22 protein-coding genes are annotated in these 21,727 nt (G+C 72.5%); 16 read left to right on the forward strand and 6 right to left on the reverse strand.

Annotated features, from left to right (window positions below; all coding sequences use genetic code 11):
* The first annotated feature begins 678 nt into the window (after nucleotides 1-678).
* Nucleotides 679-2,010, forward strand: a complete 1,332-nt coding sequence (locus AAT21_RS00555) for a DUF445 domain-containing protein (protein WP_046774761.1) — start codon at nucleotides 679-681, stop codon at nucleotides 2,008-2,010.
* Here the strand turns inward: AAT21_RS00555 and AAT21_RS39605 are convergent.
* Nucleotides 1,980-2,996, reverse strand: a complete 1,017-nt coding sequence (locus AAT21_RS39605) for a hypothetical protein (protein WP_052757604.1) — start codon at nucleotides 2,994-2,996, stop codon at nucleotides 1,980-1,982. The two genes, AAT21_RS00555 and AAT21_RS39605, sit on opposite strands and share 31 nt — an antisense overlap.
* Before the next feature lie 34 nt (nucleotides 2,997-3,030).
* Nucleotides 3,031-3,567, reverse strand: a complete 537-nt coding sequence (locus AAT21_RS00565) for a GNAT family N-acetyltransferase (RefSeq protein WP_235438634.1) — start codon at nucleotides 3,565-3,567, stop codon at nucleotides 3,031-3,033.
* 186 nt (nucleotides 3,568-3,753) lie between these two features.
* Between AAT21_RS00565 and AAT21_RS00570 the strand changes: the two genes are divergently transcribed.
* Nucleotides 3,754-3,945 carry a hypothetical protein gene (locus AAT21_RS00570; RefSeq protein WP_046774762.1) on the forward strand — a complete coding sequence of 64 codons (192 nt, stop codon included), beginning with the start codon at nucleotides 3,754-3,756 and terminating at the stop codon, nucleotides 3,943-3,945.
* 39 nt (nucleotides 3,946-3,984) lie between these two features.
* On the forward strand, nucleotides 3,985-4,281 hold the full coding sequence (locus tag AAT21_RS00575) for a hypothetical protein (protein WP_046774763.1): 297 nt from the start codon (nucleotides 3,985-3,987) through the stop codon (nucleotides 4,279-4,281).
* A gap of 43 nt (nucleotides 4,282-4,324) precedes the next feature.
* Here AAT21_RS00575 and AAT21_RS00580 read toward each other — a convergent pair whose 3' ends face one another.
* The 3 genes from AAT21_RS00580 to AAT21_RS00590 form a co-directional block, all read right to left on the reverse strand.
* On the reverse strand, nucleotides 4,325-4,696 hold the full coding sequence (locus AAT21_RS00580) for a very short patch repair endonuclease (RefSeq protein ID WP_200904317.1): 372 nt from the start codon (nucleotides 4,694-4,696) through the stop codon (nucleotides 4,325-4,327).
* A 99-nt stretch (nucleotides 4,697-4,795) separates the two neighbouring features.
* Nucleotides 4,796-6,517 carry a GmrSD restriction endonuclease domain-containing protein gene (locus tag AAT21_RS00585; RefSeq protein WP_046774764.1) on the reverse strand — a complete coding sequence of 574 codons (1,722 nt, stop codon included), beginning with the start codon at nucleotides 6,515-6,517 and terminating at the stop codon, nucleotides 4,796-4,798.
* Between the two features lie 51 nt (nucleotides 6,518-6,568).
* Nucleotides 6,569-7,570, reverse strand: coding sequence for an SEC-C metal-binding domain-containing protein (locus tag AAT21_RS00590; RefSeq protein ID WP_046774765.1), 1,002 nt, complete (start codon nucleotides 7,568-7,570; stop codon nucleotides 6,569-6,571).
* Between the two features lie 185 nt (nucleotides 7,571-7,755).
* Here AAT21_RS00590 and AAT21_RS00595 point away from each other — a divergent pair, with 185 nt between their 5' ends.
* The 4 genes from AAT21_RS00595 to AAT21_RS00615 all read left to right on the forward strand — a co-directional run bounded on the left by AAT21_RS00595 (nucleotide 7,756) and on the right by AAT21_RS00615 (nucleotide 10,888).
* The gene (locus tag AAT21_RS00595) at nucleotides 7,756-8,430 is read left to right on the forward strand and encodes a class E sortase (RefSeq protein WP_412180298.1); all 675 of its coding nucleotides are present in this window, start codon (nucleotides 7,756-7,758) and stop codon (nucleotides 8,428-8,430) included.
* Nucleotides 8,431-8,510: 80 nt separating this feature from the next.
* Nucleotides 8,511-8,888 (forward strand): DUF6412 domain-containing protein, encoded by a 378-nt coding sequence (locus AAT21_RS00600; RefSeq protein WP_235438635.1) that lies wholly within the window; start codon nucleotides 8,511-8,513, stop codon nucleotides 8,886-8,888.
* A 114-nt stretch (nucleotides 8,889-9,002) separates the two neighbouring features.
* Nucleotides 9,003-9,908 (forward strand): YidC/Oxa1 family membrane protein insertase, encoded by a 906-nt coding sequence (locus AAT21_RS37295; RefSeq protein ID WP_079025365.1) that lies wholly within the window; start codon nucleotides 9,003-9,005, stop codon nucleotides 9,906-9,908.
* Between the two features lie 122 nt (nucleotides 9,909-10,030).
* Complete coding sequence (locus AAT21_RS00615) at nucleotides 10,031-10,888, forward strand: fumarylacetoacetate hydrolase family protein (RefSeq protein ID WP_046774767.1); 858 nt, start codon at nucleotides 10,031-10,033, stop codon at nucleotides 10,886-10,888.
* A gap of 216 nt (nucleotides 10,889-11,104) precedes the next feature.
* On the opposite strand, the gene AAT21_RS00620 is transcribed toward AAT21_RS00615, so the two are convergent.
* Nucleotides 11,105-12,211: a Gfo/Idh/MocA family protein gene (locus AAT21_RS00620; RefSeq protein WP_046774768.1), complete on the reverse strand. Its 1,107-nt coding sequence runs from the start codon at nucleotides 12,209-12,211 to the stop codon at nucleotides 11,105-11,107.
* A gap of 56 nt (nucleotides 12,212-12,267) precedes the next feature.
* Between AAT21_RS00620 and AAT21_RS00625 the strand changes: the two genes are divergently transcribed.
* From AAT21_RS00625 to AAT21_RS00665, 9 genes are all read left to right on the forward strand, one after another.
* Nucleotides 12,268-13,476 carry an ROK family transcriptional regulator gene (locus AAT21_RS00625; protein WP_046774769.1) on the forward strand — a complete coding sequence of 403 codons (1,209 nt, stop codon included), beginning with the start codon at nucleotides 12,268-12,270 and terminating at the stop codon, nucleotides 13,474-13,476.
* Between the two features lie 420 nt (nucleotides 13,477-13,896).
* Entirely contained in the window at nucleotides 13,897-14,685 is a 789-nt protein-coding gene (locus AAT21_RS00630) for a hypothetical protein (RefSeq protein ID WP_046774770.1), read from the forward strand.
* Nucleotides 14,686-14,750: 65 nt separating this feature from the next.
* On the forward strand, nucleotides 14,751-15,515 hold the full coding sequence (locus AAT21_RS00635; RefSeq protein ID WP_046774771.1) for a GntR family transcriptional regulator: 765 nt from the start codon (nucleotides 14,751-14,753) through the stop codon (nucleotides 15,513-15,515).
* A 157-nt stretch (nucleotides 15,516-15,672) separates the two neighbouring features.
* Nucleotides 15,673-16,800, forward strand: coding sequence for a TIGR03364 family FAD-dependent oxidoreductase (locus AAT21_RS00640; protein ID WP_046774772.1), 1,128 nt, complete (start codon nucleotides 15,673-15,675; stop codon nucleotides 16,798-16,800).
* Nucleotides 16,801-16,805: 5 nt separating this feature from the next.
* Entirely contained in the window at nucleotides 16,806-17,573 is a 768-nt protein-coding gene (locus AAT21_RS00645; protein WP_079025366.1) for a phosphonatase-like hydrolase, read from the forward strand.
* The gene (locus AAT21_RS00650) at nucleotides 17,570-18,619 is read left to right on the forward strand and encodes an ABC transporter ATP-binding protein (protein ID WP_046774773.1); all 1,050 of its coding nucleotides are present in this window, start codon (nucleotides 17,570-17,572) and stop codon (nucleotides 18,617-18,619) included. The genes AAT21_RS00645 and AAT21_RS00650 overlap by 4 nt, the downstream gene beginning before the upstream one ends.
* Nucleotides 18,620-18,827: 208 nt before the next feature.
* Nucleotides 18,828-19,643: a 2-aminoethylphosphonate ABC transporter permease subunit gene (locus tag AAT21_RS00655; protein ID WP_046775483.1), complete on the forward strand. Its 816-nt coding sequence runs from the start codon at nucleotides 18,828-18,830 to the stop codon at nucleotides 19,641-19,643.
* Entirely contained in the window at nucleotides 19,630-20,427 is a 798-nt protein-coding gene (locus AAT21_RS00660; protein ID WP_046774774.1) for an ABC transporter permease, read from the forward strand. Before AAT21_RS00655 ends, AAT21_RS00660 begins: the two co-directional genes overlap by 14 nt.
* Before the next feature lie 104 nt (nucleotides 20,428-20,531).
* The gene (locus AAT21_RS00665) at nucleotides 20,532-21,614 is read left to right on the forward strand and encodes a 2-aminoethylphosphonate ABC transporter substrate-binding protein (RefSeq protein WP_046774775.1); all 1,083 of its coding nucleotides are present in this window, start codon (nucleotides 20,532-20,534) and stop codon (nucleotides 21,612-21,614) included.
* Nucleotides 21,615-21,727: the final 113 nt, after the last annotated feature.

A 21,727-nucleotide genomic window follows, 5' to 3' on the forward strand; every position in this document is an offset into this window, starting at 1 on the left:
CCTGCTGGGCGGTGGTGCGAGGGGGTGGGGCGGTGCCCCGCCGGAGTGTCTCCTCGGCTCGGCGCGTGCGGGTTTGGCGTGCCGAGTCGGCCCTGGTCGCGCGCTCGTCCTGCGGGGACACTCCGCCGTGTCCCCGCCCCACCGGCTCGCGCTGCTGGAGGGGGGACGGGGAGGGGTGTCCCCGCAGGACGAGGCGCGACCAAAGCCGTCTGGCCGGGCCAGGGCCGCACGCGCCGAGCCGAGGAGACACCCCTGCCCGGCCCCCCGACCCACCCGCACCGTGCCGGTACCCCGGCCCTGCCGCACGCTCCGGCCGGACCGGACCGCCGAGCAACCCCGCAGGGGCCACCGCACCGTGCCGGTACCCCGGCCCTGCCGCACGTTCCGGCCGGACCGGACCGCCGAGCAACCCCGCAGGGGCCACCGCACCGCCCCCCGTACCCCGGCCCAGTCGCACGTTCCGGCCGGACCGGACCGCCGAGCAACCCCGCAGGGGCCACCGCACCGCCCCCCGTACCCCGGCCCAGTCGCACGCTCCGGCCGGGCCGGACCGCCGAGCAACCCCGCAGGGGACCCGCGGGAGCGGAAGGGCGTGGCGGGAACTCCGCCGCCCTCCCAGGAGTCGGATGCTATGCAGACAAAACCGGCGCCCGGCGCCCCGGGGGAAGGCAGGACCACGTGGACGACCGCACCAGAGCCGTCGGCAGAGCCGACGGCACCGCCGCCCCGCCCCATCCCCGCGGAGCGTTCGTGTTCAACGCCGCCGACGAGGAGCGCCGCCGTGGCGTCCGCAGGATGAAGGCCACCGCGACCGGCCTGCTGCTCCTGGTCGCGCTGGTCTACGTACTGGCCAAGTACGCCCAGCACGCCTGGGGCGCCGGCGGCTGGGCCGGCTACGTCGCCGCCGCCGCGGAGGCCGGCATGGTCGGCGCGCTCGCGGACTGGTTCGCCGTCACCGCCCTCTTCAAGCGGCCCCTCGGCCTGCCCATCCCGCACACCGCGATCATCCCGACCAAGAAGGACCAGCTCGGCGTCACGCTCGGCGAGTTCGTCGGCGAGAACTTCCTCTCCTCCGACGTGGTCCGGGCCCGCCTCCACGCCCTCGGCATCGGCGGCCGCCTGGGCGCCTGGCTGGCCGAGCCCGCGCACGCCGACCGCGTCACGGCCGAGCTGGCCACGGCCCTGCGCGGGGCGCTGACCGTCCTGCGCGATTCCGACGTCCAGGCCGTCGTCGGCGAAGCCATCACGCGGCGCGCCGAGACCGCCGAGATCGCGCCGGGCATCGGCAAGACCCTGCAGAAGGTCGTCGCCGACGGAGGCCACCGCCGCGGCGTCGACCTCATCTGCGCCAAGGCGCACGACTGGCTGATCACCCACGGGGACTCGATCACGGACGCGGTCCAGGGCGGTGCCCCCGGCTGGACCCCGCGGTTCGTGGACCGCAAGGTCGGCGAGCGCGTCTACAAGGAGCTGCTCCGTTTCGTCACGGAGATGCGGGACATGCCCGAGCATCCGGCGCGCGCGGCGGTGGACCGTTTCCTGCGGGACTTCGCCGCCGACCTGCAGTCGGACACGGAGACGCGCGCGAAGGTGGAACGCCTCAAGTCCGAGATCCTGGCCCGTGACGAGGTCCAGGACGTCATCGCCTCGGCGTGGTCCGCGATCCGCTCGATGATCATCTCGGCGGCGGAGGACGAGCAGAGCGAGCTGCGCCTGCGGGTCCGTGCCTCGCTGATGTCCCTGGGGGCGCGCCTGGCCACCGACGGCCGCCTCCAGGCGAAGCTGGAGGGCTGGATCGAGGGTGCGGTCGTCTATGTGGTCACCACCTACCGGAAGGAGATCACCTCGCTGATCACGGACACGGTGGCGGCCTGGGACGCCGAGCACACCTCCCGCAAGATCGAGGCCCATATCGGCCGCGACCTGCAGTTCATCCGTATCAACGGCACGGTGGTCGGCGCCCTGGCGGGCCTTCTGATCTACACGGTCTCCCGCGCATTCGGCGCGTAGCGGGATCCGGGGAGCGGCAGCTCCAGCTGGGCGTGTCCGCGGGCCGTGACCTGTGGCGGGGTGGGGCGGGCGGCGCCCAGGGCGAGGAGTGCGCGCAGGGCGGCGATCAGGTCCGCGGGCCGCTCGCTCAGGATCCCGGGCGTCGTGCTGACCACCAGGACGCCCCGGGCCTCCATGCGCAGTCTGCGGCGCAGCGTGGCCTGCCAGGAGTCGCGCGTGTAGTGGTACTCCGCGGAGTCGATCTCCAGTGCCACGCCCTCCTCGGGCCAGTACGCGTCGGGGCTGGCGAGGAAGGATCCGTCGGGTTCGTGGAGCCGGGGGTTCCAGAGCGGGGTGGGCAGGTCGGTGGCGGACAGGGTGTCGCGGGCGCGGCCCTCGGCGATCGACCGTACGCCGGCGACGAGTTCGGCGGCGGCCGCCCGGACGGCGGGACGGTTCCGTACCCGGGCGGCGCGCAGTTCGGCGTGCAGGTCGTGGGGGTGGCACCAGCCGCTTTGGACGACGTTGGCGAGGACGGAGCGTACGAGGTCCGGGTCGTCCGTGCGGGCCGCGAAGTCGGTGGCGGCCCGGACCGGGCGGGTGCTGGGGACCCCGGCGATGGTGATGGTGGCGGGCCAGCGGGTCGTCGAGGCGGGCCGGACGCGTCCGGTGGCGGCCACCGACCGTGGGGCGCGGACGAGGACGTCCAGGGATTCGGGTGGCGCGTCGCGGATGCCGAGGAGGGCGAGGGCCGCGCCGCCGGTGAGGGCGGCGGTGGTCCCGGTGAGCGGGTCCGCGGTGGGCGGGGCGGCGTACAGGACGGCGGACAGAGCCTGCTGCCGGGTGTCGGGTGGGCCGGTCTGCAGGAGGTAGACCCTCGGGAGGAGCCGCTGCCAGGGTCCTCCGCGGCGGCTGCGGCCGCTGATGGTGGCGGCCGGGATGCCGGCCTGCCGGAGCTGGTGGTGGGTGGCCATGTTCAGCTGGCGCTGGGCGGTACGCGTGATCATGCCCCCGGTATGCCCGGTGGCGGGCGGTCGACGCTCAGGCCGAGGGGTGGTTCGGGGCGAGGAAGACGACGACTGCGTTCTCGGTGCCGGGCAGGGGCTTCACCTCGTGCCAGCCGAGCCGGTGGTAGGTGGCCACGGTGTCGGTGGCCGCGCGGGCGGTCAGCAGCCAGGCCCGGTCGTCGGGGGCGTCGGCGGTGATCTCCGCCAGCAGGGCGCGCCCGGTGCCGTGTCCGCGCGCCTGCGGTCGTACGGCGAGCTCGTCGATCTCCAGGGCTCCGACGAGGAGCTCCCGTACGCGCGGCCGGCCGAGCTGGGCGGCGACCCGTCCGTAGGACCGGTCCGTGGGGAAGGCGCGGGGCGTCAGCCAGGCGGTGGCGAATCCGTCGACGCCGAGGGGCGACTGCGCGAAGGCTGTACGGAAGCCGGGGCGCCGGCTGTCCGTCTGCAGCCGCACGGCGAACTGGCGAATGGTTTCTTCATCCTCGTTCCACGGTGGGGCCGAGAAGACTTCGCCGTAGGTGTCGGCCAGTTCGTCCGTGAGGTCGAGGACGGCCGGTCCGTAACAGATCACGTTTGCAGCTCCTTGGGCCGGCTTGGGTGGCTTGGGTCGTATCGCCCCTATCGAAGACTGAATCTACGCCTGCGCGGTGCCGGGGAGGGCAGGTCCACAGATCCGGAGGGTGTGCGACAAATCCGACTTCCGTACGGTGTTGCGGACCACCCGTATCGGCCCGCCCGGGCCGGCGTTGAGCCCGGCGTGCACAACAATCTCCTCGGCAGAGTCCTGATGGGTCTCGCCGCCTGCGCGGTGGCGTTCTTCGTGATCCTGGGGGTCGTGGCCGTGCTCCCGCGGACCCTGCAGGACGCGCTCCCCGACAACGTCCTGGGCGGGGCCGCGGTCGTGCTGGCGGTGGCGGCCGCGCGCAGGTTCGCGCGGCGGGCGCGTTAGCCTCGTGCGGAGACGTTCGAACGGCTGGAGGCCCCCACGATGGCGCAGTTCCCCACCTCGCTCGTAGCCGCAGGCGGCCTGGTCGGCGGCTACGCCGCCGCCCGCTGGACCGGCAAGCGTCCGCTCGGCGGCGTGGTCCTCGCGGCGGCCGGCACCCTCGCGGCCCGCGAGTGGCACCGCCGCACGACGCCGACCACGACGGCCCTGCTGGGCGCGGCCTACATCGCCGCCTTCGCGGGCTCGCACCCCCTGGCGAAGAAGATCGGCGCCTGGCCCGCGGTCTTCACGGCAGCCGCCGCCATGGCCGCCACCACGTACGCCACGGCCGACCGCTAGCCCGCGACCCGCCGTCTGCTTAGGGCGACTTGGCGCGCCACTGTTACCGGGAGTCGTGTTCCCAGAACCGCAACACCCTCCAGCCGGCGCTCTCCAGATGGGCCGTCGTCTCGCGGTCCCGGGACATGTTCTTCTCGAGCTTGGCCCGCCACCATTCGGCATTCGCCTTCGGGTGCGTCGCGTGCTCGGGGCAGCCGTGCCAGAAGCACCCGTCGAGATAGACGGCGATCCGGGCACGGGTGAAGGCGATGTCGATCGTGCGGCGCCGTATGCCGGGCACGGGGAAGTTCACGCGGTAGCGCAGCCCGGACGCGTGAAGGAGACGGCGAACCGCTATCTCCTGCGTGGTGTCGCGCGAGGCCTGTCGGCTCATGCGCGCCGAGACAGCGGCGGAGGAAGGGCTGGCACCAGGCATGCACGCATGATGCCAGCCCTCCTCGGCCGCCGGATCGGGCGATTCGACGGCACGCTAAGGCCCGCCGGACGGCGCATCCGATCCGGGGCCGGCCGCCGGCTAGCGGACTGCGTCGCGCTGGATGGTCTTGCCCGTGGCCTGTTCGATGTACTGGATGACGATCTCCAGCCGTTCGTTCAGGAACGTCGTGTAGTCGTCGTTCAGGAGCCCGCTGGCCTGCTGGCTCGCGATCGCGTGCGATGCCAGGACGTCCGTCAGTCGCTGCTCGCCGTAGGCCGTTTTCATCTTCTCGATGTACACGCTGGGTGCGTGGCTCGCGATGATGCGATTCGTCTCCCCGTCGATGAGGGAGCGGTTGAGCATCAGCTCGGAACTCTCCGCGTTCTGCTGCTTGCCCAGGTAGGCCTTCGGGAAGATGTGGTGCGACTCGGCGTCGAGCGCGCGAGTGGTCGACATGCTCTGGCCGGTGTGGAAGTCCGCAGCCTTGTTCTTGACGAGCAGGCAGATCATTCCCGAGTAGAGCGCCTTGCGTCGCACCGTCGCCGTGCGGAGTGTGGCCGCGTTGATGTGCAACTCGTCGATCGCTTCGGGAGCCGGTCCCTCACCGGCGGTGATCCATTGGGAGAGCCGTGAGTAGTCGGCACCCATCTGGCTGTTGGCGCCCTGGTCGTAGTTGGTGGTGAAGGTGCTCGCCCAGAAGAACTGCTGGAGTCGAAGCAGGGCCTGGGAGCGTTCCAGTGGCTTCAGATCCTTCTGCTTGTCCCACACGGCGGCCATGGGGGTGAGCAGCATTCCGTACGGGAGCCACTTCTGGGAGGTGACGCCGCAATCGGACTGGAGCATGTCGATCACGCCGGCGAAGCCTGACGTCGCGCTGTCCCAGTGGGCTTTGATGTCGTCCCCGGTCAGCTTCTTGAGGACGTCCGACCGCTGGGCGCTGCTGCGGACCCGCAGGCAGATGGCCTGGAGCACGTTGTACGGATCGATACGGAATTCCTTGAGGGCCCTGTGGTTGGCCTCCGCCTCGTCCCACAGGTCCCGCAGGTTGACCCCTTGAGGGAAGAAACGTGCGGTGAGCAGCTCGAAGGGGCCGAGCGGTTTACCCGTCCGGTTCAAGGTCTCGAAGATCGTGCAGACGGCGTCCATGGACGTGGAACTGGGGAGGGTGAGGACGGGAAGTCCGTAAGTTTTCAGAGGGCTGATGTACTTGTCGCGCATCTCCCGGTAGAGGCTCTTCGCCTCCTTCGCGGTGAGCGGTATCTCCGGATCGCCCTCAATGGTGTCGGCGTAGTCGTCCAGCCAGTCGTCGAATTGGTGGACTTCGGCGATGGGGAGATGGGACGGCTTCAGCGACTGACTGCGGCGCCCGGCCTTCGCCACGGCGGGCATGGAGAAGATCGCCTGCTCGAAGTCCACGTCCGGAACCTCGCGGACGCTCCGCCTCAGGATGTCGACGAACTCGTCCACCTTGATGTAATAGCGCTCGTCACCCGACCCTGTCAGCGCCTGGTAGAGCGACGTGAGTCGTTGTTGCCCGTCGAGTACCAGGACCGAAGGCGGCTTTCCGGATGTGCTCGGAGCCCCGTCGAAGCTCCGACTGGCGAAGACCTGCCCTTCTCCCTGTTCCCAGAAGAGGAGTGTTCCCACTGGGTAGCGCGACATGATGGAACCGAGGAGCTCGGCGGTTCGGGTGGAATCCCATACGAAATCACGTTGGAAATCAGGGAGCGCGATCTCCTGGCTCTGGATGCGCGTCACGATATTCAGGACCTGAAGAGGGTTGGTCTGGAATATCGGGTCCGACTCGTATGCGCTGGTCATGGATTCCTTCGTGATGAAAACGGAAGACTGGGGGCCGTGGATCGCCCGGTATCAGCTGCTGCCCCCGTGGCATTCCGCGTACGGCTTGCCCGAGGTGCACCAGCAGGGGGAGGTGGGGGTGGGGGGCCAGGGGGTGGCTTTGCCGCGGGCTGCCAGGGTCGTGGCGTATTCCGCCAGGAGGGACGGGGAGGCCGGGGAGGTCTTCTCGGAGGCGGCGAAGGCCTCGTACGAGGGGACGCTCGCCGTCACGATCCCGAGGTTGGTGGTGCCCGAGGCGGCCAGGGCGCGCAGGGAGGTCTCGATGTCGCGGAGGTGGGCCTCGTGCGAGGCGTACTCCGAGGCGAGCGTCGGGTAGCTGGTCAGCAGCTCGGACAGTTCGCGCTGCGGCCAGTGGAGGATCGCCACCGGGAACGGGCGGGACAGGGCCGCGCGGCGGTCGCCCAGTTCGGCACGCAGGCGGGCGATCTCGGCGCGCAGCTCGGCCGGGTCGTCGGAGCCCAGGGCCCAGATGCGCTTCGGGTCGTGGAGCTCGTCGAGCGGGATCGGGCCGATGTGGCGGGTGTCGGCCACCATGTCCCAGTCGTCGTGTGGGCGCCCGAGGAGGCGGCGCACCCGGTGGCGGCCCGTCAGGAGGGCGGTCGTGGCCGGGGTGAGCGGGGTCGAGTCCGCGATGAGGAGCGTCGCAGCCTGCGTGAAGCAGTCCTCGGAGGCCTCCAACTCGTCGTGGGCCTCAAGGGCTTCCGCGATGACCTCCCACGGCGCCGGGTCCTTGGGGGAGGCGGCGCGGATGCCCGCGATGAGGGCGCGGGCCTCGGCCTCGTGGCCGTACTCCCAGAGGTTCGCCGCCTGGAGGGCCTTGATCAGGTGGGGGTCGGAGGGCGAGGAGGAGAGGAGTTGGTCGTACAGGGCGCTCGCCCGGTCCCGTTCGTCGGCCAGTTCGAGGTGGGCCGCGGCCTGGAGGAGCAAGGGCTCCTGGTCCTCGGGGTAGCGGGTCGCCGTGCGGATGAGGCGCTCGGCTTCGGCGATGTGCTCGGCAGGCGTGTCGGGGCGCATGGTTCACACCGTACTGCCGCTGGTCAGTTGACGGGGGAGGTCTTAGGGTGCCGCCCGTGCGGGATCACATACCTGTGGTGGTTCAGGGGCGGGGCCGGCGGGCGGGCCGGGCCGGTCTCGTGGGGGTCCTGTGGGCGGCCGCCGAGCTGACCGTCACCGTGGGCGTGGTGTTGTTGTTGCTGGTGGTGCACCAGGTGTGGTGGACCAACCGGCAGGCCGCCGCCGCGGCGCAGGAGCAGGTCCGGGCCCTGGAGCGGGCCTGGGGGGATGATCCTCCCCCTTCATCCGCTTCTGCTTCTGCTTCTGCCTCGCCTTCGGTTCTGCCTTCCGTGTCGTCGTCCGTGTCGCCTTCCGGGGGTCCTGCTGTCGTTCCCTCTTCCCCGCCGCCTCCGCCTGCCGGGCCGGCGGGGGCGGGGGCGCGGGAGCGGGCGTACGCCGTGCTGCGCATCCCGCGGCTCGGCCTCGTCGTCCCCGTCGCGCAGGGCATCGACAAGCGGGCCGTCCTCGACAAGGGGTACGCGGGGCAGTACCCCGGGACCGCCGGGCCCGGGGAGCGGGGGAACTTCGCGCTGGCCGGTCACCGCAACACCCACGGCGAGCCCTTCCGGTACGTCAACCGGCTGCGGGCGGGCGACGAGCTGATCGTGGACGTGCGGGGGCGCAGGTACACGTACGTGGTGGGGAAGGTCCTGAGCGAGACGACCGAGCGGGACACCGGGGTGATCGCCCCGGTGCCGCGGAGCGTGGTGAAGCCGGAGTACGGCTACAGCGAGCCCGGCGCGTACATCACGCTGACCACGTGCACACCCGAGTACAGCTCGAAGTACCGGCTGGTGGTCTGGGGGACCCTCCGCCGCTGACCTCATCTCCCGTTGTCGGTGGGCCCGGTTACCATCGATCGAGAACAGTTCGAACAGCGCGGGGAGAGGGGGAGGTTCGCATGGGCATCGGCATGAGCATGGGCATGGGCCGGTCACGACGACACGACGTTCCGCTCGTCCCGCTGGACCGGATCGCCCGGGTGCTCTCCGTGCTGCTCCCGCTCGTGCTGCTCGGGGGAGCCCTCGGGCTGTTCGCCGGGGAGAGCGGGCTGGGCGCTGTGGTGGTCGCCCTCGCGGCGACCGTCGTCGCCGTCTCCGTGGGTGCCGAGGCCCTGGCCGCCGCCGCGCGGCTCGTACGGCCGGTGCCGCCGCACCGAATACGCACCGCGATCCGTGATCGCGAGCAGCGCACGGCGTTCCTGCCGCAGCGTGATCCCGATGCCTCGGGCCGGTCGCGGCCCAGGGCGCCCGGCCGTCTTGTTCCGACGGCCGCGTAGGGGCGCGCAGTTCTCCTCGCCTTCTGCTGACTGATCACTGTTGTCGCCCCTCGTGGGTCGTCACGCCGAAATGCACCTCTTTCGACGTTCGACGAGACCCTTCGGAGGGCCCGCGTGTCCGTTTTCACCCACCTTGTTGTCGAGTTGGGCCGGCTTCTCGAGCCGGTGCTGGCCGAGTCCGCGACCGCTGCCGCGATCGTGCTGTTCACCGTGCTCGTACGGCTCGCCCTGCACCCGCTGAGCAGGGCTGCTTTCCGTGGTGCGACCCCGCTGGCCGGCTGCCTGCCCCTGCTGCTGCAGCTGCCGGTGTTCTTCCTCATGTACCAGGCGTTCTCCTCGGGGGGTGAGCTGCTGAGCCACCGGCTGTTCGGCGCGCCGCTGGGGTCCCGGTGGGCCGATGCGCTCGGGGAGGGCGGTCCGTTCGGGGCACAGGGGCTGGTGTTCCTGGCGCTGTTCGGGGTGATCGCCGTGGTGGCCGCCTGGAGTGCCGTGCGCGGGCGCCGGTCGGCGGCCGCCGCTGCCGCTGCCGCTGCCGACGCCGCGAAGAAGCCCGACGCGGCGAAGAAGTCCGCCGCCGCGCAGAGGCCTGCCGTCGGCTCCGGCAGGACGAAGCCGGGGAGCAAGGGCGGGGTCCGTGCCCGAGCCGCGGGTGGGGCCGGCGCTCGTGCCGACGCCGCCGGTGCCGGTGCCGGTAAGCCGGCCGGGGCCGGTCACCGTGCCTGGGCTGCCGCCGGTCACCGCGCCGGGGCAGGGGCCGGGGCCGCTGCGGTGCCCGAGCTGAGTGCCGAGCAGCAGGAGGCCATGCGCAAGCTGGGCGGCGTACTGCCCCTGCTCTCGTTCGGGACGCTGATCACCGCGGCCGTGGTGCCGCTGGCCGCCGGGCTCTACCTGCTCACCACCACCGCCTGGGCGGTCGCGGAGCGGGCCTGGCTCGAACACCGCAAGGCCCGGGCCGTGGCCCGTACCGAGGCCTCCGGCACTGAGCGGGCGGTCGACGGAGCAGCGCGTTCCAGTCTGTGAACAGGGTCTTGCGGATTGGGTGGACTTCTTGGAGGATCAGCCAATCCTCCGATGGCCGCAACCCATCGTCCGGCCCGGGGCATGCCCGTGGGCCGACCACCCACGACCACGGGAGAATGCCCATGAAGCTGCTGCGTGTCGGACCGGCCGGGTCGGAGCGCCCCGCGCTGCTCGACCAGGACGGGACCCTGCGGGACCTGTCCGGCCTGGTCACGGATGTGGACGGCGCACTGCTCGCCGACGACTCCGTGCTGTCCCGGGTACGGGAAGCGGCGGAGTCGGGCGAGCTTCCGGTCCTGGACGCCGAAGGGCTGCGGATCGGCGCGCCCGTCGGCCGCATCGGCAAGATCGTGGGCATCGGCCTGAACTACTTCGGGCACGCGGCGGAGATCGGCGCGGAGCCGCCGGCCGAGCCGATCCTCTTCCTGAAGGCGGCGGACACGGTGGCCGGCCCCGACGACACGGTCCTGATCCCGCGCGGCAGCGTGAAGACCGACTGGGAGGCCGAGCTCGGCGTCGTCATCGGCAGCACCGCCCGCTACCTGGACTCGGCGGAGCAGGGCCTGGCGCACGTCGGCGGCTACGCGCTGGTCAACGACGTCTCGGAACGCGAGTTCCAGATCGAGCGCGGCGGCACCTGGGACAAGGGCAAGAACTGCGAGACCTTCACCCCGCTCGGCCCGTGGCTGGTGACCGCCGACGAGATCCCGGACCCGCAAATCCTGGACGTGAAGCTGTGGGTCAACGGCGAGCTCAAGCAGGACGGCAACACCTCGGACCAGATCTTCCCGGTCGGCGAGGTCGTCCGGTACCTGAGCCGGTTCATGACCCTGTACCCGGGCGACGTCATCGTCACCGGTACGCCGGCCGGCGTGGCGATGGGCCAGCCGGAGCCGAAGCCGTACCTGCGGGCGGGTGACGTCGTGGAGCTGGAGATCGAGGGGCTGGGCCGTCAGCGCCAGGAGTTCAAGGGCGCGTAGCCGCGCCGCTGGGAGCGGATGGACGGGAAGGGCCGGGCTGCCGTTGCGGCGGTCCCGCCCTTCCCGCGTCCGCGTCCGCGTCCGCGGCTGAGTGCGGATGGGTGTTCGCGTGTGGGTTCACGTGTGGGTTCACGTATGCGTTCACGTGCGTGTTCACGTATGCGTTCACGTGTGTGTCCGCGTCCGTCCGTGCGGGTGCTCGCGGACGTCGGGGCGTCACGCCGTTCCGTGCTCCGCGGTGAGGGGGAGTTCCACGGCCACGCCCTCCTGCGACGACATGCGGGCCGCCTCCAGTACGTCGAGGCAGTGCGCGGCCTCCAGCGCCGTGACCGGGGCCGGCCCGCCTGTGCGCAGGGCGGCCTCCACCGCCGCGTAGTACGCCGGGTAGTCGCCCTGCTCGGTCGGCACCGGGGCCCCGCCACCGGTCAGCGGTGACTCGCCCGACCCCACCCGCCCCCACAGGTGCGGGGGCTCCTCGCCCCAGGGCAGCCGTCCGTCCGGCCGCAGCCCCTCCCGAAGTGCCCCCTCCTGCGGGTCCAGGCCGTACTTCACGTAGCCCGCCCGGGAGCCGAGCACGCGGAAGCGCGGCCCGAGCTGGGCGGTGGTCGCGCTGACGTAGAGGTGGGAGCGGACCCCGTTCGCGTGCGTGAGGGCGATGAAGGTGTCGTCGTCCGTCTCGGCGCCCGGGCGGCGCGCGTCGGTCTCCGCGTAGACCCGTACGGCGGGCCCGAACAGCACGAGGGCCTGGTCGACGACGTGGCTGCCCAGGTCGTAGAGCAGGCCGCCGATCTCCTCCGGGGCGCCCGACTCGCGCCAGCCGCCCTTCAGTTGCGGGCGCCACCGCTCGAAGCGGGACTCGAAGCGCTGGACCTCGCCGAGTTCGTCGTCGGCGAGGAGGCGGCGCAGGGTGAGGAAGTCGTTGTCCCAGCGGCGGTTCTGGAAGACGGAGAGGAAGGTCCCGCGCCGGTCGGCCAGGGCGCCGAGCGCCCGGGCCTCGGCGGCGGTGGCGGCGAGCGGCTTGTCCACGACCGCCGGGATGCCGGCTTCGAGGGCGGTGGTGGCGAGCGGGACGTGCGTCCTGTTGGGCGAGGCGATCACGACGAGGTCGAGGTCGCGCTCCCACAGCTCGTCGGCGGTGGGCGCGGTGTGGACATCGGGGAACTCCGCGCGGGCCTGGGCCTGCCGGTCCGGGTCGGAGGTGACGACCGTGTCGAGGACGAGTCCGTCCGTGGCGGCCACGAGGGGGGCGTGGAAGACGGAACCGGCGAGTCCGTAGCCGATGACGCCGACGCGGAGTGGTGCGGTGGGGGCGGGGGTGCTCATGGGGACCACTTTCGCAACAGTGTTGTCAAAGTGCAAGGAGGGTGGACAATGGGCTCGTGAACAGGGGTAGCAGGAACAGCGGCCACAGCGACGCGCACGGTCGGCGTGGCGGGGTGAACCTGCCCGCGCTGCGCGGCCACAACGAAGCACTGGTGCTGGACCTGCTGCGCGGCGCCGGCCCGGCGGGCCTGGGCCGCACGGAACTCGCCGCCCGTACGGGGCTCACTCCGCAGGCCGTCAGCAAGATCACGGCTCGGCTCGGCGCGGACGGCCTGGTCGCGGAGGCGGGCCGCGCGGCGTCCACCGGCGGCAAGCCGCGCACCCTGCTCCGGCTGGTGCCGGACGCGCGGCACGCGGTCGGAGTGCACCTGGACCGCGACGTGCTCAGGGCGGTACGGGTGGACCTGGCGGGCCGCGTCGTCGCCGACAGCGGCGGCCCGCTCGACTTCGGGGCCGGACCGGAGGCGGCGGTGGAGGCGGTCGTACGGGCGGTCGCGCGGCTCCGTGACCCGGACGGGCCGCCGCTCCTGGGCGTGGGCGTGGCCGCGCCGGGGCCGCTCGACCACCGGGCGGGGGTGATGGGACGGGTGACCGGGTTCCCGAGCTGGAAGGGCTTCCCGTTGCGGGGGGTGCTGGAGGGGCGGCTGGGCCTTCCGGTGCTGTTGGACAAGGACACGAACGCGGGTGCGGCCGCGGCCGCCGGGGCGTGGCTGCGGGCCACGTGGCCGGAGCCGGGCTCCGAGGTGGATGTGGCGGGTGCCGGGGCGGTGGGCGCGGATGCGGCTGCGCCTGCCGGGGACGGGCTTGCCGGTGGCGGGCCCCACACCTGCGTGTACCTGCACGTCGGCACGGGGCTCGGGGCCGGGCTGTGGCTGGGTGGCGGGGTCTACCGGGGTGCGCGCTCGGCGGCGGGGGAGTTCGGCCACCAGGTGCTCCTGCTGGACGGCCCGCCGTGCCGGTGCGGGGCGCGCGGCTGCGTGGAGGTGCTGTGCCTGGAGGCCGTGGCCCGAGGTGATCTTCCCGGGGCGGCGCGGATCGTGGGTGAGGCCGCGGCCAACCTGGTCGCGCTGCTGGACGTGGACCGGGTGCTGCTCGGTGGGCGTGTGGTGGCGTCGGCGCCGGACGTCTTCGTGGCCGGTGTCGGGGCCGTGCTTGCGGCCCGTGCGTTGGATCCGGCCCGGCCGGTGGTCGCCCTGGCGGGCGCGGGTGTGGCGGAGGGGGCGGCGGAGATGGCACTGACGTCGTTGTTCGGGCGGGCGGGGTGAGGGTTTGCGGGTGCGGGTGCGGGTGCGGGTGCGGGTGCGGGTGCGGGGTGTGGGGTGTGGGGTGTGGGGTGTGGGGTGCGGCGCCGTTGCGGGGGCGCTGCCCCCGAGCCCCCGCGCCTCAAACGCCGGCGGGGCTGAAAGAGCGGGGCTCCGCCCCGGACCCCGCGCCTCAAACGCCGGCGGGGCTGGATAGTGCGCGGCGGGGCTGGAATGAGCGGGGCTTCGCCCGGGCCCTGGGCCTTAGGTGTCCGCGGGCCGGGGTGAACGGGGTTGACCTGTGGTGCAATCGGGCGTAAACCGGAACGACTCGGGCGTGGTGCGCGGAGAGGGAACGCGCGGGCGTGGCAAGGTGCGGGCAGGCCGGAGTGATGATCACTTCGTCCGACCATCGTCCTGTCCGGCGAGCAGCGAAGGTCTTCCATGCGACTGCGCCAAGCCCAAGCACTTGCTCTCACGGCCTTCCTCTCCGCCGCCCTGGCCGCCCTCACCGCGCCCACCGCGGGCGCGGACATCGGCACCGGTGGCGGTGCCCGCCCCGCGCCCGCGATGCCGTCCCGCGCCCAGGCCACCTGCGGCGACGGCAAGAGTTCCGCCTTCCCCATCGGGGCGCGCATCCGTGGCGGCCCGGCCGTGTACCGCACCGGCGGCGAGCCGCAGACCTGGTACCTGGACCTGACCAACACCACGGACTCCGAGTGCAAGGCCATCCATCCCGTCGTGGTCCTCACCGACAAGGCCCGCACCCTGCGCCCCGCCCACCTGCGGATGGAGTTCGAAACCCCGGGCGGAGTCCTGCCCGCCGGCCTCGAACGCAGCGACCGCGACGAGATCATCGCCGTCTTCGACGGCGGCGACGCCTTCCCCGGCTTCACCGTGGGCCCCGGCGGCACCCGGACCGTCAAGGTCGGCCTCGCCTTCGCCCCCGACGCCCCCACCGGTGAGGTCGTCGCCGACGCCGCCCTCGTGCAGCGCAAGGGCGACGACGGGGACTGGGTCGGTGAGGCGGGCGGCTACCGGTTCTCCGTCCAGGCGTCCGACGACTCCGTCGAGGGCGGCTCCCTCGCCCACACCGGTTCCCGCGAGTGGGTGTACGGCGCAGGGTCCGTGGCAGCCCTCGCCGTGGGCGGCGGCCTCCTGTTGGGGGCCCGCCGACTCCGCACCCGCACCCGCACCAGTACCCCCGCCCGGGCGGGGGTACGCCCGTACTGACCGCCGCCCCGCACTCCGGCGGAGGCCCGTACGGGCGGTGCGGCCGCCCCGCATAGAGTCCCGTTGTGGAAAAGAACCTCCCGGGTCACCGCCCCGGCTCGCCCGTGCGGTCCGGTATCCCCGAGCACGGCCGCATCCCCAAGTACTACGCCGTCAAGGCCCGGATCGCCGAGCTCCTCGACGAGCTCGGCGAGGGCGGGACCCTGCCCACCGAGCGGGATCTGGCAGAGCGGTACGAGGTCTCCCGCGAGACCGTCCGGCAGGCCCTGCGCGAGCTGCTGCTGGAGGGCCGGCTGCGCCGCTCCGGCCGCGGGACCGTCGTCGCCGGACCCAAGCTGGAGCAGCCGCTCTCCCTCGCCAGCTACACCGAGGGCGTGCGCCGCCAGGGCCGCCGCCCCGGCCGCCAGCTGATCGGGCTGGAGGAGTTCCCCTGCCCGCCCGACCTCGCGCCCGGCATCGGGGCCGGGCCCGGCGAGCCCGTCTGGCACCTGGAGCGGGTCCTGCTCGCCGACGACGAGCGCGTCGGCCTGGAGAGCACGTACATCCGGGTGGCCCGGGCCCCACGGCTGAACAGCGAATTCCAGCCGGACTCCTCCTTCTACGGATACCTGCGCGACAGCCTCGGCGTTTCCTTCGGCGAGGCCGACGAGAAGCTGGAGACGGTGCTCGCGACCCCCCGCGAAGCCCTGCTGATCGGCACCCCGCCGGCCCTGCCCATGCTGCTCATCCACCGCTTCTCGCGGGACCAGGACGGGCGGCCCCTGGAGCGGGTGCGTTCGCTCTACCGTGGTGACCGGTTCAGCTTCACGACCCGCCTGCGGGCCGAATAGTCCCGCAGCGCCCGCGACACACCACCCATACCGACCGAAAAGGGGCGCAGCGAAGTCACGGAAGGGTAACGGGTCTAGTCCAAGCGTCGAGGGCTGTTCACCGGCGCGTCGCCGGACCGATCCTCCGGGGCCACGGTCCGCACCCACCGTTGGCGGCGTGAGAGTCATAGTCGTCGGAGGCGGCGTGGTCGGCACCATGCACGCCTGGCAAGCAGTCGAACGCGGCCACGAGGTCGTCCAGATCGAGCGTGAGGCCGAGGCGCGCGGCGCCTCACTGCGCAATTTCGGCCAGATCTGGATCAGTGGCCGAGCCGGAGGGGAGGAGCTCGCCACCGCCCTGCGCGCCCGCGAGCTCTGGGAGCAGATCGGCGCGGAGGTGCCCGGCCTGGGCTTCCGGGCCAACGGCTCCCTCACTCCCGTCCGCACCGCCCGTGAGTACGCCGTCGCCGAGGCGGCCCTCGCCCGCCCGGACGCCGCCGCCCGCGGCTACGAGCTGCTCGGCGCCGAGGAGGCCCGCAGGACCAATCCGGCCCTGCGCGGCACGTTCGAGGCCGCCCTGTGGTGCGAGCGGGACGCGGCCGTCGAACCCCGTACCGCCCAACTGCACCTGCGCGAGGCCCTGAAGGCCCGGGCCGGCGGCCGCTACACCTTCCTCCCCGGCCGCGAGGTCCGCGAGGTCACCGGCCCCGGCGCCGTCCGCGACGACCACGGTGACGTTCACCGCGGCGACGCGGTGGTCCTCGCCACCGGCGCCTGGCTGTCCGGGCTGGTCCGCGAACTGGCCCCCGACCTGCCCGTACGCAGGGTCCGGCTGCAGATGATGCAGACCGCCCCGCTCGGCGAGGAGCTCACCACCTCCGTCGCGGACGCCGACAGCTTCCGCTACTACCCCGCCTACCGGTCCGCCGCTCTCGACGAGCTGAACGCCGGCCAGGCCCAGACAGCGGTCGCCGCCGCGCACCGGATGCAACTGCTGATGGTCCAGCGCCGGGACGGCGGACTGACCATCGGCGACACCCACGAGTACGAGCACCCCTTCGCCTTCGACACCGTCGAGGACCCCTACGAGCACCTCACCGAGGTGGTCGAGTCCTTCCTGGGCCGCCCCCTGCCGAGGATCAGGCACCGCTGGGCGGGCGTGTACGCGCAGTGCACCGACACCACCCGCGTCGTCCACCGCCAGCAGGTCGCCGACGGCGTCTGGCTGGTGACCGGACCCGGCGGGCGCGGCATGACCTGCTCGCCCGCCATAGCCGAGACCACCGCGAACGAACTGGGCTGGTAAGTCTGATGACCGACACCGACACCGACACCACCATTACTTCTTCCGACACCACGCGCTACGAGGCGGCGGCCGGCGCCCGCACGCTCGTCGTCCTCGACATGGCCGGGACCACCGTCGCCGACGGCGGCCTCGTCGAGCGCGCCTTCGAGCGGGCCGCCGAACGCCTCGGCGTCCGGCCCGGCACCCCCGACCACGCCGAGAAGCTCCGCCACGTGCTCGCCACCATGGGCGAGTCCAAGATCTCCGTCTTCCGCCACCTCTTCGGCACGGAGGAACTCGCCCGGCGCGCCAACTCCGCCTTCGAGGAGGCGTACGCGGAACTCGTCGACGGCGGCCTTGTCACCGAGGTCCCCGGCGCCCGCGCCGCCGTCGAGGAGCTCCGCGCCGACGGCCGGACCGTCGTCCTGACCACCGGCTTCGCCCGGGTCACCCAGGACGCCATCCTCGACGCCCTCGGCTGGCAGGACCTCGCCGACCTCACCCTCTGCCCGGCCGACGCGGGCGGCCGCGGCCGGCCCCACCCGGACATGGTGCTGACCGCGTTCCTGCGCACCGGCGCCGCAGCCGACGTACGCGACGTACGCGGTGTACGCGACATCGTGGTCGTCGGCGACACCGCCTACGACATGCTCAGCGGGCGGCGCGCCGGCGCCGGCACCGTGACGGGCGTCCTCACCGGAGCGCACGACCGCGCGACGCTGACCCGGCACGGCGCGACCCACGTCCTCGGCTCCGTCGCCGAACTCCCGCGCCTCCTCGCGGAGCCGGCGTGAGCGGCATCCGCTTCGACGGGGTCTGCGTCGCCTACGACGGCAACACCGTCCTGGACCGCCTCGACCTGACCGTGGAGCCGGGCGAGGTGATGGCGCTGCTCGGCCCCTCCGGTTCGGGCAAGACCACCGCCCTGCGCGCGGTCGCCGGCTTCGTACGGCCCGCCGCCGGCCGGGTGCTCATCGGCGGCCGGGACGTCACCGCGCTCCCGCCGCACAAACGCGGCATCGGCATGGTCGTCCAGCAGTACGCGCTCTTCCCGCACATGCGGGTCGAGGAGAACGTCGCCTTCGGCCTCAGGGCGCAGAAGGCGCCGAGGGCCGGGATACCCGGACGGGTCGCCGAGGCCCTGGAGATGACGGGGATGGCGGCCTACGCCCGGCGCTACCCGCGCGAGCTGTCGGGCGGCCAGCAGCAGCGGGTCGCCATCGCCCGCGCCCTCGCCATCCGCCCCGGTGTCCTCCTGCTGGACGAACCCCTCTCCGCCCTCGACGCGCAGCTGCGCTCCGGAATGCTCGCCGAACTGGCCCGGCTGCACCGCGAACTGCCCGACGTGACCATCCTGTACGTCACCCACGACCAGGTGGAGGCCCTCACCCTGGCCGACCGGATCGCCGTCATGGACCGTGCCCGGCTGCAGGACTGCGGAACACCGCAGGAGCTGTACCGGGCCCCGCGCACGGAGTTCACCGCGTCCTTCGTCGGCAACGCGAACCTGCTGCCGGTCACGGTGGCCGAGGGCGGCGCGGTCTTCGAGGGCCGCGCGCTGACCCTCGACCGTGGGCGGGCGGTGCCGGGTTCCACGGCCACCCTGTGCGTACGTCCGCACCTGCTCGGCCTCGGCGCCGGACCGAACGCGCTGAGCGGCACGATCGCCGAGGTGCAGTGGCGGGGCTCGACGCACCGGCTGTACGTCGATGTCGACGGCCACCGGGTGAAGGCGGACCTCCCCGAACTGCGGGAGACGCCCGCGCTGGGGGAACGGGTCACACTTCACTTCGAGCCGCGGGACGCCGTGCTGTTGGCGGCGGGGGTGGCCCATGCGTGACGCCTCGCGGCGGGCCGTGCCGCCGACCGCCGGCCTTCCCGTGCCCGGGCAGGCGCGGGGCTCCGCCCCACACCCCGCGCCTCGAACGCCGGCGGGGCTGGAAGAGGCGGCGGGGCTGGCTGGTGCGGCGGGGCTGGAAGTGCGGGGCTCCACCCCGGACCCCGCGTCTCGAACGCCCTCGGCGCGAACGCCGTTCGCGCGTCGGGGGATTCCGCCGGGGGTGTGGGTGGTGCCGCCCGTTGCCGTGCTGGCGGTGCTGTTCCTCTATCCCCTCGCCCTCGTCGTCCAGCAGTCCCTCAGCCCCGACAGCGGAGGTGGCGCCTTCGACGCCTACGCCCGCGTCTTCGGGTCGCGGGCCTTTCTCGACGCCCTCGGGACCACCGTCTGGCTGGCCGTCGGAGCCACCCTCGGGTGCCTGGTCCTCGGGTTCACCCTCGCGCTGATCATCGCCTTCGTGCCGTTCCCCGGAGCCCGCGCCGTCGCGAAGTTCATCGACGTCTTCCTCTCCTTCCCCTCCTTCCTCATCACCCTCGCCCTCCTCTTCCTCTACGGCACCGTCGGCATGGCCAACGGCCTCGTCACCGAGTTCACCGGGGCCACCGAGGGACCCTTCCGCTTCCTCACCACCCCCTGGGGCGTCCTGCTCGCGGAGATCACGTACTTCACGCCCTTCGTGATCCGTCCGCTCCTCGCCGCGTTCTCCCAGCTGGACACCGCCCAGCTGGAGGTCGCCGCGGGCCTCGGCGCCCGCCCCGCCCGCATCGTCCGGCAGGTGATCCTGCCCGAGGCGCTCCCGGCCCTCGGCGCGGGCGGCAGCCTCGTCCTCGTCATGTGCCTCAACGAGTTCGGGATCGTCCTGTTCACCGGGGCCAAGGACGTCACGACCCTGCCGATGCTCATCTACGGCAAGGCCATCCTCGAATCCGACTACCCGGCCGCCTGCGTGGTCGCCGTCGTCAACATCGCGATCTCCGTCGGCCTGTTCGGCCTCTACCGGGTGGTGAGCAAGCGTGCTGGTGCATAGCAGGACCGGCCGCTGGGCCGCCTGGGGCCTGTTCGGTCTGCTCTTCCTGCCCCTCTTCGCCCTGCCCCTGCTCGTCGTGGTCGCGGCGTCCTTCGCCACCCACTGGTCCGGGGCCCTCCCCTCCGGTCCGACCACCGCGAACTACACCGCCGCCGTCCGCGGTGAATCCCTCCAGGCCCTCACCACCAGCCTGCTCACCGCCGTCGCCGCCAGCCTCCTCGCGCTCACCGTCGGCACCTGGGCCGCGCTGGCCGGGGCCGCGCTGAGGAAGCGGGGCAAGCGGGTCCTGGACGCGCTGTTCATGCTGCCCGTCGCCGTGCCGTCGGTGGTCGTCGGCCTCGCCGTGCTCGTCGCCTTCAGCCGCCCGCCCGTCCTGCTCAACGGCACCGGCTCGATCGTCGTCCTGGCGCACACCGTCCTCGTCACGGCCTTCGCCCACCAGTCGGTCTCGGCCGCGATCGTCCGGCTCGACCCCGCCTACGAGCAGGCGGCGGCCTCCCTGGGCGCCCGTCCCGCCTACGTGCTGTGGCGGGTCCGGCTCCCCCTGCTGCTGCCGTCCCTCACGGCCGCCGCCGGACTCTGCTTCGCCCTGTCCATGGGCGAGCTGAGCGCCACGATGATGCTCTACCCGCCGGACTGGATGCCCCTCCCGGTCCGCATCTTCACCGCCACCGACCGCGGTTCGCTCTTCAGCGGCTCCGCCGTCGCGGTGGTCCTGATGGCCACCACCCTGCTGGTTCTCCTCGCGGTCTCCCGCATCCGTACCAGGGCCTCGTACCGCTGATCCCGGCTGATCCCGGCTGAACCCGGCTGATCCCCGCTCTTCCCTGCTCGTCCCCGCTCGTCCCGCCGATCTCTGCCGACTCCCTTTCCCCGTAAGGAAGTTCCATGCCCAGAATCCTCGTGCTCCGCGCCTGCGCCGCCGTCACCGGCAGCCTCGCCCTGACCGCCTCCCTCACCGCCTGCGGCGGCGCCTCCCCGGCCGGCCCGGCCGACTCCGAGGGCGCCGGGAAGGTCGTCACCGTCTACAGCGCCGACGGCCTCAAGAGCGAGAAGGGCGACGGCTGGTACGACCGGGTCTTCGCCGACTTCACCAGGAGGACCGGCATCGAGGTCAAGTACGTCGAGGGCGGTTCGGGCGAGATGGTGCAGCGCGCCGTCCGCGAGAAGACCAACACCCAGGCCGACGTGCTGATCACCCTGCCGCCCTTCATCCAGCAGGCCGACGGCAAGGGTCTGCTGCAGTCGTACGTCCCCCAGGGCGCCGACAAGGTCAACGGCGCGGACAAGTCCCCCGACGGAAAGTGGACCTCGGTCGTCAACAACTACTTCGGCTTCGTCTACAACAAGAAGGAGCTCGCCGAGGCGCCCAGGACCTGGGAGGAGCTGCTGGACGCCCGCTACAAGGGCAAGCTGCAGTACTCCACGCCGGGCGTCGCGGGCGACGGCACCGCCGTCCTCATCAAGTCGATGCACGACTTCGGCGGCAAGGAGCCGGCGATGGAGTACCTGAAGAAGCTCCAGGCCAACAACGTCGGCCCGTCCTCCTCCACCAGCAAGCTCGCCCCCAAGACCGACAAGGGCGAGCTGCTCGTGGCCAACGGCGACGTCCAGATGAACTTCGCGCAGTCCAAGTCCATGCCGAACCTGGGCATCTGGTTCCCCGCGAAGGACGGCGGCAGGCCCACCACCTTCGCCCTGCCCTACGCGGCGGGCCTGGTCGCCAAGGCCCCGCACACCGAGAACGGCAAGAAGCTCCTCGACCACCTGCTCAGCGAGGAGGCGCAGAAGCTGGTCAGCGAGGTGGGCGGCGGCTTTCCGGCCCGCGGTGACGTCAAGCCGACCGACGCCAACGCCGTCGAACTCACCCGGCTCATGAACGGTGTCGAGATCTTCGAGCCGGACTGGGCGGACATCGACAAGAACCTGACCGCCTACGTCGACGCGTGGAAGTCGGCAACCGGAAGCTGACTGGTTGCTTCCTCGTCATCCCCGCCCGCCACAGTGACGCTTGCATAACGGGTCTGGACCGAAGACCGCACCTTCGGTCCGGACCCGGCGCACGTCCCCCCGTGCACGCACCC

The organism is Streptomyces yangpuensis, assembly GCF_001005295.1.
Classification (GTDB): Bacteria; Actinomycetota; Actinomycetes; order Streptomycetales; family Streptomycetaceae; genus Streptomyces; species Streptomyces yangpuensis.